The 17937-nt window shown below is 43.0% G+C and carries 15 protein-coding genes; all 15 read right to left on the reverse strand.

The window, feature by feature from the left end:
• Positions 1–4: 4 nt before the first annotated feature.
• Complete coding sequence (locus tag HMPREF9186_RS04090) at positions 5–583, reverse strand: MptD family putative ECF transporter S component (protein ID WP_009731551.1); 579 nt, start codon at positions 581–583, stop codon at positions 5–7.
• Between the two features lie 15 nt (positions 584–598).
• On the reverse strand, positions 599–1291 hold the full coding sequence (locus HMPREF9186_RS04095) for a methionine ABC transporter permease (protein ID WP_009731552.1): 693 nt from the start codon (positions 1289–1291) through the stop codon (positions 599–601).
• Positions 1288–2355 (reverse strand): methionine ABC transporter ATP-binding protein, encoded by a 1068-nt coding sequence (locus HMPREF9186_RS04100; RefSeq protein ID WP_037613929.1) that lies wholly within the window; start codon positions 2353–2355, stop codon positions 1288–1290. The genes HMPREF9186_RS04095 and HMPREF9186_RS04100 overlap by 4 nt, the downstream gene beginning before the upstream one ends.
• A complete protein-coding gene (locus HMPREF9186_RS04105; protein WP_009731554.1) occupies positions 2348–3721 on the reverse strand; it encodes a M20/M25/M40 family metallo-hydrolase in 1374 nt (457 codons plus the stop codon). The genes HMPREF9186_RS04100 and HMPREF9186_RS04105 overlap by 8 nt, the downstream gene beginning before the upstream one ends.
• A gap of 72 nt (positions 3722–3793) precedes the next feature.
• Positions 3794–4651 (reverse strand): MetQ/NlpA family ABC transporter substrate-binding protein, encoded by an 858-nt coding sequence (locus HMPREF9186_RS04110; RefSeq protein ID WP_009731555.1) that lies wholly within the window; start codon positions 4649–4651, stop codon positions 3794–3796.
• Between the two features lie 24 nt (positions 4652–4675).
• Positions 4676–5503 (reverse strand): amino acid ABC transporter substrate-binding protein, encoded by an 828-nt coding sequence (locus tag HMPREF9186_RS04115; protein WP_009731556.1) that lies wholly within the window; start codon positions 5501–5503, stop codon positions 4676–4678.
• A gap of 126 nt (positions 5504–5629) precedes the next feature.
• Entirely contained in the window at positions 5630–6769 is a 1140-nt protein-coding gene (locus tag HMPREF9186_RS04120) for an amidohydrolase (protein WP_009731557.1), read from the reverse strand.
• Between the two features lie 145 nt (positions 6770–6914).
• Positions 6915–8003 carry a DUF4352 domain-containing protein gene (locus HMPREF9186_RS04125; RefSeq protein ID WP_009731558.1) on the reverse strand — a complete coding sequence of 363 codons (1089 nt, stop codon included), beginning with the start codon at positions 8001–8003 and terminating at the stop codon, positions 6915–6917.
• Between the two features lie 163 nt (positions 8004–8166).
• A complete protein-coding gene (locus tag HMPREF9186_RS04130) occupies positions 8167–9078 on the reverse strand; it encodes a DMT family transporter (RefSeq protein ID WP_009731559.1) in 912 nt (303 codons plus the stop codon).
• Between the two features lie 111 nt (positions 9079–9189).
• Complete coding sequence (locus HMPREF9186_RS04135) at positions 9190–12888, reverse strand: pullulanase (protein WP_009731560.1); 3699 nt, start codon at positions 12886–12888, stop codon at positions 9190–9192.
• A 172-nt stretch (positions 12889–13060) separates the two neighbouring features.
• A complete protein-coding gene (locus HMPREF9186_RS04140; RefSeq protein WP_009731561.1) occupies positions 13061–14101 on the reverse strand; it encodes a 2,3-butanediol dehydrogenase in 1041 nt (346 codons plus the stop codon).
• A 108-nt stretch (positions 14102–14209) separates the two neighbouring features.
• Positions 14210–14590: a hypothetical protein gene (locus HMPREF9186_RS04145; RefSeq protein ID WP_009731562.1), complete on the reverse strand. Its 381-nt coding sequence runs from the start codon at positions 14588–14590 to the stop codon at positions 14210–14212.
• Positions 14591–14688: 98 nt separating this feature from the next.
• Complete coding sequence (gatB, locus tag HMPREF9186_RS04150; protein WP_009731563.1) at positions 14689–16131, reverse strand: Asp-tRNA(Asn)/Glu-tRNA(Gln) amidotransferase subunit GatB; 1443 nt, start codon at positions 16129–16131, stop codon at positions 14689–14691.
• Positions 16131–17597, reverse strand: coding sequence for an Asp-tRNA(Asn)/Glu-tRNA(Gln) amidotransferase subunit GatA (gene gatA, locus HMPREF9186_RS04155; RefSeq protein WP_009731564.1), 1467 nt, complete (start codon positions 17595–17597; stop codon positions 16131–16133). Before gatA ends, gatB begins: the two co-directional genes overlap by 1 nt.
• Positions 17597–17899: an Asp-tRNA(Asn)/Glu-tRNA(Gln) amidotransferase subunit GatC gene (gene gatC, locus HMPREF9186_RS04160; protein ID WP_002884769.1), complete on the reverse strand. Its 303-nt coding sequence runs from the start codon at positions 17897–17899 to the stop codon at positions 17597–17599. Before gatC ends, gatA begins: the two co-directional genes overlap by 1 nt.
• Positions 17900–17937 lie beyond the last annotated feature (38 nt).

Consider the following 17937-nt stretch of genomic DNA (forward strand, 5'->3'; position numbering starts at 1 on the left):
CATATCATTTTCTATCTAGCTTTTGATAGACCAAAGATCCAAGAAGATAACCTACCAGAGCTCCAAGAAGAAGGGTCAGTAAAAACCAGCTCACCGTTCCCATATTCGACGGTACCATAACGCGTTCGATATAATCCATCGACTTCCCACGGGCTAGTAAAGAAGCACGGTAACTAGCTGGTTGGAACCACATCATAACGATAGGCCCTGTCGTCGTAAAGGAAAAGAGGAGGAAGGAAAGCGCATTGCCCAGCTTCGACTGATAGTGGCCACGTGCTGCGACCAATTCAGCTAAGAGGCCTCCAACAAGAGCAGGAAGAAAAGCTCCGGCCCCATGACGAGTGAAAAGGAAAAAAGCACCAATCACAAGAGCGACTACTAGAATGGCTCCTGTTCGTTGAATTTTTTCAACATAAACTCGATAGATCCCTCCACCCACTAGGGCAGAGAAGGCTGGAGCATAAAACATGTTGCCTCGATGATCAACCAGACTTCCAAGCAGGACGCCTAAGCCAATAGCAAGAAAATACAAGCCTGCAAAGGCTGCTACCTGCTTAAACTGATGTTTCTGTATTATTTTCATGTACCTATCCCATCCTTACCGGTGGCTAATTTTCTTGGATAGGAAATCGCCCATAAATTGGACCAGCACAATGAGGATCAAAATTAATAAGGTCGCCACAAAGATGACATCATTGTTAAACATATTTTTACCATAGTTGATGGCCAAGGTTCCCAATCCTCCTGCCCCAACGGCACCTGCCATGGCTGTTTCCCCGATCAAGGAAATGATGGTCACGGTTGTCACACGGATCAAATCTGGAAGGCCCTCACGAAGGTAAACTCCGACGATATCCCAGAAAGTGGCCCCACTGGCTTGAGCCGCTTCAATCACACCGCCATCCAATTCAGATAAGACCACTTGGACTTGGCGGGCAAAGAAAGGAAAGACTGCTAAGGAAAGTGGAACAAGGGCCGCAGTTGGACCGATCGTATTTTTCAAAAGCAAGTAAGTCAATGGATTAATAAAGGCTAACAAGATAATGAAGGGAATGGCACGGAACAATGAAGTAATCTTATCCAAAATTTGGAAAACGATTCGATTTTCGATGACCCCCCCCGGACGAGTCAAGACTAATAAAAGTCCTGTTACCAATCCTAAAAATCCTCCGATGAGAAAGGAAATAACGGTCATATAAAGAGTCAAGTAAATAGCGGTTCCCCATCCATATTGGCCAGACCACCCTAATTTATAAACATTTGGTAAATATGTTTGAATTAACTGGATCATGCTTTTCTCCCATCTTTCACAATAGTCACGGAAACTCCTGCATTTTCTAACTCAGCTTTGGCCGTTTCCAGATTTTGAGTTTCACCTGATAAGATGACCACCAACTCTCCAACAGGCGTGTTATCAAGGATCTCGATATTCCCAAATAAAATGTTGGCAGATACTTGGTACTGCTTGTAAATATCATTGATGATCGCTGTATCTGTTACAGAACCTGCATACTTGAGATGCGCTAAAATCGAATCATCTGGCAAGTTCTTAACAATCGCTTGTTGGTTGATTTTCACCATGGCTTCATCGATTCCTGTTGCAACAGTGATAAAGTCTTGGGTCAAGGCATTTTTCGGATTCGAGAAGATATCTAAAACAGATCCTTCTTCGATCAATTCGCCATTTTGCATCACGGCTACGCGATTGGCAATGTCTTTGACAATTTGCATCTCATGGGTGATCAAGACAATGGTTAAGCCTAGTTTTTTATTCAATTCTTGCAATAAAGCTAGAATTTGTTTGGTCGTCTTCGGATCCAGGGCTGAAGTTGACTCATCTGAGATCAAGATTTTTGGATCGTTGGCAAGGGCACGCGCAATCGCTACCCGTTGCTTTTGACCACCAGACAATTGGGCTGGGTAATTTCCTGCACGGTCAGCTAGACCGACTAGTTCCAACAATTTCGCCACTTTCTCATTCTTTTGTTCTTTGTTCAATTTAGAATGTTTAAGAGCGAAGGTAACATTTTCTGCGACAGTCATTTGAGCCATCAAGTTGAAGTGTTGGAAGATCATCCCGATATCCCGACGTTTCTCTCTTAGGGCAGCTGGTTTCAAAGTTACTTGATTTTGGTAGATCACATCTCCATCCACAGTGATGGTTCCGGTGCTAGGCACTTGCAAGAGATTGATCACCCGAACCAAGGTAGATTTTCCGGCTCCGGAATAACCTACAATCCCATAGATATCGCCTTCATTGATCTGAATGGTCACATCTTTGACAGCTTGAATCTGACGTTTCTTTTGCTGGAAGGTCACATCAATGTGGTCCAGCTGAATCATTGCTTTACTCATAACTTGCTATTAACTCCTTTATCAATTCAATATGGGTGTAATAATCGGCGATTTTCACATTTTCATCGCCCCCATGGTCACGGCTATTGGCATTACCAATTCCGAAGGCTGCCATAGGTACCTGCAAAGCCTCAAATACTGTATGCATTGGTCCTGTTCCCGCTGTTGTTGGAAGAACTGAAACCCCTTCTCTATAGAAATCTTTGGCTAGCCGAATGACATTTAAAATCGAAGGGGCACTCATATCACTTCGGTAACTCATTTCACCGAGAGTGTAGACCAATTCGACCTGATCATAGCCATTTTTCTTCAATTGTTGCTTGATCTTTTCTAAGACATCTTTGGGATCTAGTCCTGGAACCAAGCGCACCTCCATCTTGGCACGCGCCTCTGCTGGAAGAATCGTTTTGACACCTTGACCTTGGTAACCAGAACCAAAACCTTCAATATTCAAGGCTGGTTCAAAATAGAAACGGCGCAAGAATTCTTTCCGGTCTTCCTTCAAGACGGGGAGAGTAAGACCATAGGTTTCTGCAACATCTTCTGGGCCTTTGTTGGCATATTGTTCAATCAAAGCGAGCTCGCGTTCATTGGGTTCTTGAATCTGATCGTAAATCCCATCCACCAAGATTCGACCTTCTTTGTCACGTAGACTTGCAATGGCATTTAACAAATACCAGGAAGCAGAGTCTACGACACCACCATAGCTGGAATGGATATCCACTTCTGCACTCTTCACCACCATATCAAAGGTGACGATCCCTTTGCTACCACCAGAAATTTCCAACTGACCCTGATGATTTCGGGTACCTTGTTCCCAAACTAGGAGGTCTGCCCCACGCAAGTGTTTTTTATGTTTAGCTAAGTATTTATCCAAGTCAGTCGATGCAGACTCCTCTGCCCCTTCGATGATAAAGGTGATATTGACTGGCAAATCGCCACTTTCACGAATGTATTTTCGAAGAGCTGTGAGACGAGCTGTGATATGTCCCTTGTCATCATCAACCCCTCGACCGTACATGGTCCCGTAATGAACCGATAAGGTAAAAGGATCTCCCGTCCAAGGTTGGTCTCCATCCGCTGGTACTGTATCATAGTGGTTATAAAAGATGATGGTTTTTGCGTCTGGATTTGGGGAGAAAAATTTGGCAATCACAAAAGGGGCTGTGTAGCTATCATCAACTTCGACTTTGGCTCCTGCAGCTGTAAAAATTTCCCCCAAATAGTTGGCCACTTCCTTGAGACCTACTTGTTGAGCAAAGATGGATTTTTTTGAAATCAAGGTTCGCAACACTTCAAAATAATGTTGTGCGACCTCATCATTTTCAAATTTACGAATTTGTTCCGCTTCTGTTGCAAAAGGCATGCATTCCTCCTAATACACGATAAGAGGTAGAGAATTGCTTCTCCACCTCCTTCATACACTTGAGATCGAATCTTAGAAGACTGGTTGGTCCATTCCTTCTGAAGATTCTTCGATCGCTTTTTTCACATTGTCTTTGTGATAGGCATCGATGATTTCTTTGATTGCTTTTGCTTTGTCAGATTTTTCCCAATCTTTCTTAGCAGCAATCAAATTGTACCATTGTTTTGAGTTGTTGTCTTTCTTTTCAACATAGATCGCTTTTTTGAAGTCAACCCCTGCTTCACGAACGAAGGTATTGTTGATGACTGCAGCATCTACTGAAGGAAGAGCAGAAGGCGTTTGAGAAGCATCCAATTCAGAAATCTTCAAATCTTTTGGATTTTCTTTGATGTTTGATACGTTTGCCAATTGTCCATCTTTGGTATCCAATTTAATCAAACCTGCTGATTGCAAGACATACAAGGCACGGCTTTCATTTGTTGGGTCATTTGGTACGGCAATGGTTCCACCTTTTGGAATTTCTTTGATAGAAGTGTATTTATTTTTACCGTTTTCTGTACCAGAGTAGAGACGGATTGGAGCAATGTAAGTATCCGCTACAGAGACAAGCGCATCATCATTTTTAGAATTCCAGTTATCCAAGAAGTTGTGGTGTTGGAAAGCATTGATATCTACACTACCATCTTTTACAGCCACGTTTGGTTGTGAGTAATCTGTAAATTGGGTGAATTCCAATTTGATGCCTTTTCCTTTGAGGTTTTCTTCGACTGCATCCCAACGAGCTTTTTCAGTGTCGCTCAAAGTTATGACACCCACTTTAACTGTTGTTTCGCCATCTTTGCTAGATGATTTTGAAGAACCACATGCTGCAAGAGCAACTGTTGCGACAGCTGCAAGAGCTGTTAAACCAAGAATTTTTTTCAATTTCATTTTAAAATCTCCTTTAAATAAATATTATTCTTTAATATCTTTTGCTTCTGGTAGGTAAGAACCACCGAAGTATTTTTTAGACAATTTTTCAAGGGTTCCATTGTCATAGAGTTCTTTGATGCGTTTGTTGACAAATTTTTGAAGGTCTTTATCCTCTTTTGCAATAATTGGATAAACATAAGGTTGTTGGTCGCTTGGAAGCTCGATAACCTTCAAGTTGTCATAGCCTTGATCACGAATGATGGTATCTACAGAAATCCGTTCGAAGATCTTGTAATCGGTACGACCATCCGCTAGATTGGCCATGATGGTTTGAATCGTTCCATCTGTGTATTGCAAGTCAGTTGGATTATCTGAATGTTTTTTATTGTAATCTTCTAATTGTTTAGCAGTAGATGTTCCTTGAACAACTTCTGTTTTCTTGCCACCAATATCATCCAAAGATTTAATAGAAGAATCTTTTGGTACGACCAATACTAGTGGATTACGAGCATATGGATTTGGATAGAGGTATTTTTCTTCCCGCTCTTTTGAGTAGCTGATGTTGTTGGCACCGATTTGGAAACGGTCACTATCTAAGCCAGCAAAGACTGAAGACCACTCTGTCTTGTTAAAGTTCACTTCGTATTTATCTGAACCTTTAAAGATTTCACGCAATACTTCGATCTCATAACCAGTTAGCTTGCCGTCTTTTTCTTCATAAGAGAAGGGTTTGGTTGTTCCAACCGTCCCAACTTCAATGGTTTTCTTCCCACTGGCTGATTTGCCAGATGAACATGCTACTAAAGCACTGGTTGCAAGGACTGCAACTAATCCTAAAGCAGAATACTTAATCATTTTTTTTAGATTCATAGGATCTCCTTTTTGGTTTCAGGCACATAAAACACCATTTTAAAAGTATTTTTTTATTTTATCAAAAAAGCATTCACTTGCCTAATATATATTTTTTATGGAGGTGATAGTTTTTCTTTATCACACTTATTTTTCTTTGAAATACCGCAATAAAGCTTGCGCATTTTCAACATAATAGGGAACCGACACCTGAAAGGCTGCATCATCGATGGTCATGTGATCATGATGGAGGTCTGGCGCATCCGGATCTCCATTTGAACCGATAAAGGCAAAGACTCCAGGAATTCGTTCTTGGTAAAAGGCGAAGTCTTCTCCAGCTGTAGATGGATTTGCTGGAAGCACCTCAGCCAAGTCTTGTGAAGCTTCCCAAACGACTTTGGTCAATTCCTCATCATTAAAGGTAACAGGCGGGGTCACTCCCCACTCAAAAGCCACATCCACTTCCAGACTTTTTGCTATATGACGAATGATCGAAATAAAATGTTCCTTCAACTCTCTTTGCACACTCGGATTAAAGGAGCGAATCGTTCCTTCAAAATAGCCTGATTTTGGGAGTACATTCCAGGTTGAACCCACATCTAGATGCGTAATCGATAAAACAGCTGTTTCAAAGGGAGAAATGGTCCGTGAAATTAATAATTGTACATTCTGAACCATGGTTGTGACGGCTGTTACCGTATCAACTCCCAAATCCGGTCTCGCAGCATGGCTACTAACCCCTGTTACAGTGACCTTAAATTTCTCTACCCCTGCCATCATAGCTCCAGCATTCAAAGCAAGTTGTCCTGCTTTTAGCTGAGGCATATTATGAAAACCAATAATTCCTTGAACATCCTCCAACAGTCCTGTTGCTAGAACATCAGAAGCACCTTCTGAAATTTCTTCTGCCGGTTGAAAGATCAAGCGTATTGTTCCTTCCAGCTGGTCTTCCTTTTCCTTGAGAAGAGCTGCTGCTCCTAGAAGACTGGTTTGATGAAAATCGTGACCACAAGCATGCATGACACCCGGATGTTGACTTTGGTAGGGAAGATTCGTTTGTTCCAAAATCGGAAGGGCGTCGATATCTGCACGTAGCGCCACCACTGGTTGGCCGGACCCAATTTCTGCAATCAGACCAGTTTTTAACCCACTCTCTAAAATACGAATCCCCAACTCTTCCAAACGTTCCCTTAGAAAGGCGGTTGTCTGGTATTCTTGACCAGACAATTCAGGGTGTTGGTGGATATAGTGGCGAATCTCTGCTAACTCTTCATAAGAAAAAGACACAAGCCTTCATCTCCTTTCAAACTTAAAATTATTCTATCACTAATAGGTGTTTCCGTCTAATTCCTGTTTCTTGGGTTTTGATATAGTTTCAAACTATAGATAAAAACACTCCTAGATTCACGTTCTAGGAGTGCCAACTTCCGCATTAAGAAAGATTTCCCTCGAATTTTTCCATAAAGCTATCACTATTATAGGCTTTTTCCACTTCCCATTTGCCATCTTTCTTAACAAAGGTCAACTGGTAGTCGTACCGATCCGGCGTCGTCAAGGGACGATCTGCAAGAGAAGCCATCATTTCCTCTCTATAGGCTTTGTTTTGAGCCTGATTGGCCTCAATGATACTCGAATAATCTTTCCGATGTTCTTGATAGAAGGTCTGCATGTGGTTTAAGATCGTCTTTTCCATGCTGACAGTCTCAGGATTTAGACTAATGACCACCTTGTCCGGGAGATATTGTTTAACCTTATAGGTTAATTTAGCGCGCTTTGCATTTTCCTTTTCATAAGCATCGATAAACTGGGTCACTTCTTCTTCTGGGAATTGGTAATCATGCAATTGACGGGTAAAATCAGCTGCAAATTTTGCACGGAAATCACTGGCTTCCTTTTTCAAATCAGTTCCCAAAACAAAAGCATCATCCTTTTTGACCTTTCGTTGGCCACTAAAGTAAACTTGATTGATGTATTCATCAGCTAGAAGGGTGGAAGCTTCCACCTTGTCCTCATATTGAGAAGAATCCACCGCAAATTTTAGAGGCTTCGTTTTTTTATCAGAGCTATAGGTTTTTCGTTCATACTGCACTTCGTATTTTTTGCCTTTTTCGACTGGAAAGACGATATAGCCGGTTAATTTTTTATCCTGGGCCAACTGATCACTCTTAAGCAATTGGAAGGCTTCCGTTTGGTCATAAATTCCTGACTGCAATTTGACCTTGTTATTCTCCGCATCGTAAATGGTGATATCTGAATCTGACACGTTGATAGATTCTTTGGAAACATTCTTAAATTCTAATTGAAGGGCCAAATAAGTGCCGTCTTCTGAGTCATTGAGGACAGGCGGTTTAATGTATTGCCCTCCTTTTAGGCTCAGCTCTACTTGACCGTCAGATGCTGAGCTTTTTGCTGCTTTTTCCGTCTTTGATTGCTGCGAATTTGTCTTTTGAGCAGTGGTGCCACAAGCTGCTAGAGTCAAAGTCGCTACAGCAAATAGGATCCATTTAAAAATCTTTTTCATCCTTATCTCCTTAAAAAAGTTTTGTTCTATTTTAACATCTTTTTCCATCTATGTATACGCTATCTAGTGATATCTACCTCCACAAGGAACCCTGATCAGAAAAAGGCTGAGACTTCCGTCTCAACCTTCTGATTTCTATAATAAGGATCCTTTTCGGCCTTCTTTACAAGATTCCTTTTTCTTTTTGAATCAAGAGATCCTTGAGGGAGATCAAGAGAACAGCTAGAAGAATCATGGCCATTCCAATCACATCAACCATAAAAAAATGCTCCTTCATAATGACAAAGGCAAAGAATACTGCCGAAATAGGCTCAAAGGAAGCCAGCAAACTTCCTTTAACGGCTCCGACCAAAGAGGTGCCTTTCAAAAAAGCTGTATAGGCAAAAATCGTCCCAATAACCACCAAGCCAAAAAGGGCCATCCAGGTATCGAGTCTGTAGTTTCCAGAAGAAGAGAGAAGGCCACTAAAAGGGAGCATTAGGATTCCTGGAATCGCCATCCCAACTCCAATCACCAGCATACTTCCCCATTTTTGAATCAAGTTCAGAGGTAGAATGATATAAAGGGCATAGGCAAAGGCAGACACCACTCCCCAAGCTAAACCTTTGGGATTGATGGCCAGGTGGTTGAGCTGACCATGTGTTGCAATTAAGAATGTGCCTCCAATCGCTAAAAGCATCGAAACTACTTCCGCTAGTGTAGGGGCCACCCTATCCTTGACACAGGTATAGGCTAAAATTCCCACTGGACAGAGATACTGTAACACCGTAGCTGTCCCAGCATTGGATTCAGCAATCGCCTCTAAATAGGTCAGCTGAGTCAATAACAATCCTAAAAAGGCAAAAACAAGGAGGGGAAGGTAGGAAGATTTATCTTTGACAAAGGCCAAAAACTTCTCCTTGTCTGCAACGTAGGAAAGAATAATGAGGATAATACCAGAAAACAGCAAACGAAGATTTGTTAACCCAATAGCCGAAAATCCATGAACCATTAAATATTGCCCGCTAACTCCGGATAGTCCCCAAGCAATTCCCGCTATTAAAGTAATCAGAGTCCCTTTTAGAGTTGTAGACATACTGCCTCCACAAATATTTTTTACATCCTAATTGTAACATAAAAATCAGCCCAAATGGGCTGATTTACTGTAGGTTTTAAAAAGTATTTTTAAGGCCCAATATAGAAGATTTTAATCTTCTTTTCTCCCCTTCTTTTTCATTCCAAATCCGAGACTGCCTAAGAGAAGAAGCCCAGCCAGGCTAGTAAGGTTGGAACTGGTTTCTCCTGTTGCAGGAAGCGAGCGAGAAGGACTTGTTTCTTCTCCATGTTCAACTGACCCGGAGTCAGGATGAGGAGCTAAAACTTGAACCTCTGTCTCCCCTTTCTTTTGAGCAAGGAGTTGTGGCGTCGGTTTAGCAGTTTGTGAAGGAAGGACTTTGTCTGGAGATGGAGTTGCCGGTGTATGGTATTCAGGTCGATCCGAAAGTGCTGGATTTTCAGCTTCTTCCTTAGTAGACAAACGCAAGACAGTTGCTGTCAAAGCATCCAGTCGAAGTCCTTTTTCTGTCCAAGAGATTCCTTTTGGATCAGTTAGATTGCTAATACCTGCGCGTTCCCCATCCACTAGAACATCCGCATTTCTAAAGCGTTCTAGGTCAGTTCCTAGAGCAAAGTCACGCGCCTTAGTATCTGCATTGACCAACACCAAGTATACTTCCCCATTGCTTGCAGTGATTTGGTAGCCAATCACCTGATCCTCTTCTTCGACTCCATTCTCACCTGGAATCGTCAAGAGCTTGACGCGACTCTTCACTTCATCCATATTATCCATCCGGAAGGCATCTGTTGACTTACGAAGGGCAATCAATCCTTTGGTGAAGGCGCGAGAGCGCGTATTCTCTGGATAGAGGGCTTCATTGGTTGCTTTTCCCCAATCAAAGTGGTTGATGGCATCACTTGAGTCATAGGAATCATGGATAAAGTAAGGGTAGTCAAATGGTTTTCCATTTTCATCGACCAACAAATGAGATTTGTTTGGAACCTTGTCATCGGAAACAGGCGTGCGGTAAGCTGGATCCTTGAACTGCTTGGTCCGACCATATTCTTGACCAGAATGAAGGAACGGTGTTCCTTGAGCTGTCAAGACAAGCAGATTTCCGAGACGCAAGCGACGATGAATCTCTGCATTATTGGCTGGGATGCTAGGGTCCTTCTTGATCGACTGAGCGATAATATCAAAGAGGGTCAAGTTATCATGGGCTGCAATGTATTGGATAACATCACCTGGACTATCTGCCTCAAAGTTGGTTGGTTGTGCGATGAGATTCTTAAAGATAGTCGCAATTTTCCGTTTTCCATTGGTGATAAAGGAAGGTTGTCCCTCATTTGGATAGCCAGATTTTAGATTGTTTCGAACATCATCCGAGAATACGGCAACGGTATCTGTTTTCTTCATCCAGGATTGGTCTGCTGGTTGTACAGGACTGTTTTCATCACCTGCATAGGTCACCCAGCCTTCTCCCAACATGATGAGATTTGGGTTGAGTGCACGGGCCGCCTTATAAGCTTCTTCGATCGAGGCCGCATCATGGTCTCCCATCATGTCAAATCGGAAACCATCCACCTTATATGTATCCACTAAATACTTGATCGAATCGACCAAGACCCGTTTGGACATGTAGTGGGTTGTTCCCAAGCGTCCACCACCAAAGCTTGTCCTAGGCGTACCGTCCGCATCCATGAAATGATAGTAATTCGGCTCGATATCCTCAAAGATGTCCACATTAGCTGTGTGGTTATAGACAACGTCTAGTACCACTCCCATTCCACGTTTGTGGATTTCATTGACCAAATTCTTGAATTCTTCAATCCGTTTTTGAGGATTGCTTGGATCTGTTGAATACATCCCTGACAAGGCGAAGTAGTTCTGTGGATCATAGCCCCAGTTGTAGTTGCTATTGCTTGATGTATACTCTAACAAGCGCTCGCTATTTTTTAATTCATTGACATGGTAATAAGACAGAACTGGTAAGAGTTGAACGTGCGTTACACCAAGATCTTTGAGGTAATCCAATTTTTCAACAAAGGAAGCAAAGGTCCCAAACTGGCTCTTAAGCTCTGACGCCAAAGCCGGATCAGAAGTGAAGTCGCGGACATGGGCTTCATAGATGATGGCATCTTCCCGTTTCTTGAAGTTTGGAATGGACGCATAGGTTAAGTCACTCGGACCTAATTTACTTGGATCTACAAAGGCTGCTTTAGCTACCTTATGGACATCATCTGTCTTGGCCAATTCACTATTCCAAGCTGCTAACGATTTGGCATAAGGATCAAGGACTGTGAAGGTTTTCCCTTGGCGTTCAATTTCATACTGGTAGAAATAGCCCGTATAATCTTGGATATCCAGCCCTGAATCAGCAGAAAGGGTCTGCTTCCAAGTACCTCTCTCCCCTTTTTCTAAAGCCACACGGCCAACTAGTTTTTCAGAATCATTCTTATCATAGACGACAACGGATACTTTATCCGCACTTGGTGACCAGAGGGTGAGATCAACCTTCTTCCCTGCTTCATGAAGATGAGCTCCGAGAGTTCCATCATAGCTATAAGCTTCATCCTTGAGGCGCCAGTTCATTTTGGTTGTAAAGCGGTCATTGTCGTATTGAACCGTATAGGATTGATCAACCTGAGAGAAATCCCCTGTATAGGTTACTTTCTTCCCTGCTTCATCTAAAAGAAGGTCCGAGATGGTAACTGAATTGCCCTGAGCATCCGTGATCTTGGTCCGCTTGAGCAATTCTTCTTTCTGTGCTCCCGCCAAGGTCGAGAAGCTGGCTTCAATTTTTTCTTTTCCGACATGTTGGGCACCTGTCATACGGATATCGTTGACATAGTATGGGTTAGTGTAAACAGTCGGATCATCGTCCCGTAAGAAAATCTGGCTATGGTTCTTCAAATCAGCAAATTTATAATCTTCTTGTCGAATTTTCACATCGTCTCCAGACTTGCTCTCGTCCAATAATAAGAAACCAAATTCTTTTGCAGCTTCCTTTAGGGGGATATCGATGTAACGACCATATTTCCCTGTCGCTGTAAAATCTGTCCCATCCGGCCAAGCAGCACTGCTCGGATTCTCTACATCACCCCAATACCAGAGAGATTTTTTGTCATAGTTGCCATCTGTCCGGTAGTAATTCACTCTGACAGTCCCCTCTGCTTGAGGCTGATAAGAATAGACTTTAAATTTGTCGTCCAACCAAGCTTCATTCATTTTTGGCGAGAGCAATTCAATGGACTTGTCGCCTGTGATATTCTCCCCTTTAACATTGTTGATGAGGAAACTAATCTTCTTCGCCTGCTCATTTTTGAGCTTGACATCTAGATAATAGCCGTAGTCATCCGTCTTAGCGTCCTTAAAGGATTGGGCACCTGTCGGCCAGTTTTCCGATGGTTTTTCAACATCATCCCAGGTCCAGAGACCTTGCGTTTCCTTGTTTTCTTCTGGTAGCTTTTTCACGTGAATCCGGATAGTCTGATCAGCAATTGGCTCCTCTGCCTTCTCAGTCTTCTGAGTTGCCACTCCTTCAGTGAGTGCACTTACATTTTCAGACGTTTTGACACTTTCATCCGCTACTTTTGGGGTTTCACTTGTCTCAGTGTTCGCAGCTGGTTTCGCATCAGATGAAGAAGTACTTGCTTCATTAGACGGGGCTGTCACCACTTCCGAAGCTGGTGCGGGGGTATTGACTACCTCATCCGCACTGACCGAACCAGCAAAAGCTGTTAAGAGAGCCAAACTCGTCGCAATCGCCACCGAACCAACGCCATTTTTCAATCGACGAATCGCATAGACGACTTGTTTATCGCCTGTCACAGAAGAATTCTGTTTCATATCTATTCTATCTCCTTAAAATAATTAGTGTTCAACCAGTATAGCATGTAAAAATTATTTATGCAAGCGTTTTCGTAAAAAATCATACCTTCCTTTTATCTTTTTTGGAAGCAATGAAGATCATAAAAAAACCAGTCCACATGGACTGGTCTAATTCCGTTTAGATGGTGAATTATGGCTCAACCAAAATCTTGATTTGGGCTTTATCTTGTGTTAATTCAACAAATCCTTCTTCAACGATATTTTCCAATTTAATTTTCTTGGTCACTAATTTCTCAGCAGAGAAATAACCTTGTTCCATCAGTTCCAACACTTTAGGGAAGATATGACGGTAGGCAATAATTCCTTTGAGAGATTTTTCTTGGATAGCAAATTCATTTGGATTGATGCTGGCTTCACGTTCCCAGATAGATACGACCATACATTCCCCTGCCTTATGAACAGCTGCAAGGGCTTGACCTAAAACAACTGGAACCCCAGTAACTTCATAAGAAACATCTGCTCCACCACCTGTTAAACGATGGATGGCTTCGACGACTGTCTCACCTTCTTCTGGGCGAACCACAATCGCTCCCAATTCTTCCGCTTTCGCTTGGCGTTCAGGAGATAATTCAACCGCATAGATTTTTGATGCTCCTGCTGCACGAAGGGCTTCAACAATCAAAAGACCGATTGGGCCTAAACCAAAGATAACGGCTGTATCCCCAGTTTTCAAAGCAGATTGACGAACTGCATAAACGGCAACAGCAGCAGGTTCTGTAAGAGCGGCTTGTTCATAGCTCAAGCTATCTGGAATCACATGCACAAGATCACCATCAAGCACACAATACTTCGCAAAACCACCATCTGCTGCTAAACCAACAAAGTTCAAGTTTGGATCAAGGTTGTAGTCACCGATTAAGTTATGTTTTGCCAAAATTGGTTCAATCGTCACACGATCCCCAACTTTGACACGAGTCACATCGCTTCCAACCTCAACAATTTCTCCAGCAAACTCGTGACCGAGGGTAACGGGTGCTTTTTGACCAGAATAAACATGCTCTTCTGTTGGAATGAAGATTGGCCCATCCAAGTATTCATGCAAGTCTGTTCCACAGATTCCCGTGAATTTGACCGCAACCTTTACTTGATGAGGTTGTACTTTAGGGACTTCCACTTCCTCGATACGAACGTCCTTCTTGCCATGCCAGCGAGCAGCTTTCATTGTTTCCATATGATTCTCCTATTTTTCCATGAATTGCAATTCCCTTTCAGGAAACCCGACAACCATATTGTAAACCTTTTCACAAACTTTGTCAAGAAGAAACAGACAGTTAATATCTTAATTATCGGTCCGAGATGACTCTAATTTCCAACCGACAATCCAGCCCAGAACAAGAAGATAATTTTCAAAAGCTCCAATAGCATTTACTGGCAAATGATAGTTGAGATAAGCAAATAAATGATTGGTCCCAATCCCAAGCCCACCAATGATCAAGGCCAATAGTACCGTTCGAAGATAGAACCAATCATATTTGAGATTGACAGCAATGAGAATCACAAGAACTGCCACATTCCAAATCCCAATCTCTCGCTGCCAACCGACAGAAACACCATATCCTGAATGACTTCCCATATAGGATGGAAAGAAGAGCTGAAAAATAATGGCTCCAGACATGGCGATGATAACTAGGACAAATAAGGCTCTTAAAAATTTGTTCATTTAACTTCTCCTAATGCTAGTTGATATGTAATGGTCTTTCCTATTCTAACACAATTTTATGGATAGAAAAAACCAACCTCTCGGCTAGTTTTTCTCTATTACTCTTCTTTCAACTTCGCCAATTCTTGGGCAAGTAACTTGAGGGCTACTTGTGGGTTGGCTTGGCCTTTGGTTGCTTTCATGAGGAAGCCGGTAAAGGCCTTGTCCGCATTCCGCTTCCCTGACTTGAAGTCAGCTACGGCTGCTTCATTGTCTGCGAAGACTTGGTGGATGATAGGGATCAAGACTTCCGGATCTGAAATCTGTACCAATCCAGCTTTTTCGACGTATTCACGCGCACCGCCACCGTTTTTCGCTAAGTGAACGAAGACTTTCTTAGCAATCTTAGATGAGATGGTTCCATCTTCGATGATGGCAATCATTTCGACCAAGTTTTCTGGTGTCAATTGGATTTCTTCTAGTGTTTTTCCTTCAGCATTCAAGAATTGCGCCACTTCACCTTGGAGCCAGTTTGACACTTGTTTAGCGTCTCCGCCAAGGGCTACGGCTGCTTCAAAGAAGTCAGATGTGACTTTAGTAGCTGTCAATTGATTGGCATCATAGTCTGACAAGCCAAGCTCCGCCACGTAGCGAGCACGACGGTCTTTTGGAAACTCTGGCAACTTCGTACGCATTTCTTCGATCCACTCATCTGAGATTTCAAACAAGGGAAGGTCTGGTTCTGGGAAGTAACGGTAATCCGCTGCCCCTTCTTTTACCCGCATAAGAATCGTGCTCTTGTTGGCCTCATCATAACGGCGTGTTTCTTGACGAATAATCCCACCTGAACGCAAAATTTTTGCTTGACGCTCCACTTCGTATTCAAGACCTTTACGGACGTTTGAGAAAGAGTTCAAGTTTTTCAACTCCGTCTTGGTACCAAATTCCTCTTGACCGTAGGGGCGAAGGGAAATGTTGGCATCGACCCGCATCGATCCTTCTTCCATCTTGACGTCAGAAATACCTGTGTATTGGATGACTTCTTTGAGAGCTGTCAAATAAGCGTAGGCTTCTTCAGGAGAACGCATGTCTGCTTCAGATACGATTTCGATCAATGGCACCCCTTGACGGTTAAGGTCTACATAAGAGAAGCCGTCTGTTCCATGGGTGTTCTTACCAGCATCTTCTTCCAAGTGGGCCCGTTCAATCCCGATTTTCTTAGTTGAGCCGTCTTCTAGTTGCACTTCAATCCACCCATTGTAACCGATAGGCTCATCAAATTGCGAAATTTGGTAAGCTTTTGGATTATCAGGGTAGAAATAGTTCTTACGGTCAAAGTGCATGTGCTGGTGGATATCCATATTCAGGGCCAAAGCAGCCTTAATACCAGCGTCCACAACACCCTTGTTCAAGACAGGAAGCACCCCTGGGAAAGACCAGTCGATCACATTGGTATTGGCATTTTGCTCGTTCCCAAAGTGGGCAGAGGTTGGTGAGAAAATTTTTGAGTTTGTATTCAATTCAACGTGGACTTCAAGTCCGATGACTGTTTCAAAGTTCATTAATTGTCACCTCCGAAAATAAGGGGTTGTTGCTTGTGGTAATCCGTCGTTGCTTCAAAGGCAGCTGCAGCTTGGTAGATGGTCTCTTCCGAATATTTCGGACCAATCAACTGCAAACCAACTGGAAGACCTTGCGCAAAACCTGCAGGGATTGAAATTCCTGGAAGACCTGCCAAGTTAACTGGAATGGTCAAGAGGTCAGCCAAGTACATGGCAACCGGATCATGATTGAGCGAATCCAAATCAAAGGCCACACTTGGAGCTGTTGGACCAAGAATGAGGTCGTAATCTGCAAAGACTTTTTCGAAGTCTTGGATAATGAGGGTCCGGACTTGACCAGCTTTCTTGTAGTAAGCATCGTAGTAACCAGATGACAAACTAAAGGTTCCCAGCATGATCCGACGTTTGACCTCATCACCAAAGCCTTGGCTACGAGTGTTCACGTAGATATCATCCAAGTTTTTAGCATCTTCGGCACGGAAACCATAACGAATCCCATCAAAACGTTGCAAGTTTGAAGAGGCTTCTGAAGAAGCAATGATGTAGTAAACGGCAACCCCGTATTTAGAATGTGGCAGGCTAACTTCTTCGACAGTTGCTCCCAATTTTTCAAAGTGGTTAGCAGCGTTTAGGATGGTTTCTTTGACTTCTGGGTCGATCCCTTCCCCGAGGTATTCCTTCGGAAGGGCAATCTTCATACCTTTAATATCTTGACCGATTTTAGAAGTAAAGTCTGCTACACGAACAGGTGCAGAAGTCGAATCCTTGTCATCTGCACTGGCAATGACATTGAGCAAGAGCGCATTTTCCTTAACGGTTGGAGCAAACGGTCCAATTTGGTCGAGTGAGCTACCAAAGGCAATGAGACCGAAACGAGAAACTGTTCCATAAGTTGGTTTGAGACCGACGATTCCGTTGAAGGCCGCAGGCTGGCGAATAGAACCACCTGTATCTGAACCGAGGGACAAACGGACTTGCCCTGAAGCTACAGCAGCTGCTGAACCACTAGAAGATCCACCAGGCACCTTGCTGTGGTCCCATGCATTCTTGGTTGGTCCATAGTATGAAGTTTCACCAGATCCACCCATGGCAAACTCGTCCATGTTGGTCTTCCCGATGACAATCATATCTTTGGCTTTCGCATTGGCAACAGCTGTCGCATCAAAGATTGGCTCGTAGTTGTAGAGCATTTTTGATGCCGCAGTCGTCAAGATACCATCTGTTGAGATATTGTCTTTGACAGCGAGTGGAATTCCTGACAGCAGGTTGTCTGCATCGATTCCTTTTTCATCAATGGCCTTAGCTTGTGCAAGGGCAGCTTCTTCGGCCACCGTTACAAAGGCATTGACGGCTTCTTCACGCACCTTGATATCGTCAAGCGTCGCTTGTGTCAATTCCGTTGCTGAAATTTCCTTAGAGACAAGGAGGTCGTGCAACTCTTCAATGGTTTTATGGTTGAATGACATTAGGCATCTCCTCCATCTTCTAGGATAGCTGGCACCTTGATGTAGTAATTGTCTTTTTCAGGTACATTTTTAAACAAACGGTCGCGGTCAGTGCCTTTTTCAGCGACATCCGGACGCAATACGGTCTTACGATCCGCCATGGTTGTCGTTGGGGCCACACCTGTTGTGTCCACTTCTTCCAACAATTCCACCATATCAACAATCTTAGATAAGGTTGTCGCAAACTCAGCTGTCTCTTCTGGAGAGAATTTCAATTTTGAAAGATTGGCAACGTGGGTTACCTCTTCTTGCGTAATTTTCATCTTGCTTCCTTTCGTGAAATGATGATTTTTCAATACCC

It is taken from the genome of Streptococcus sp. F0442 (genome assembly GCF_000314795.2).
In the GTDB taxonomy this organism is placed as follows: Bacteria; Bacillota; Bacilli; order Lactobacillales; family Streptococcaceae; genus Streptococcus.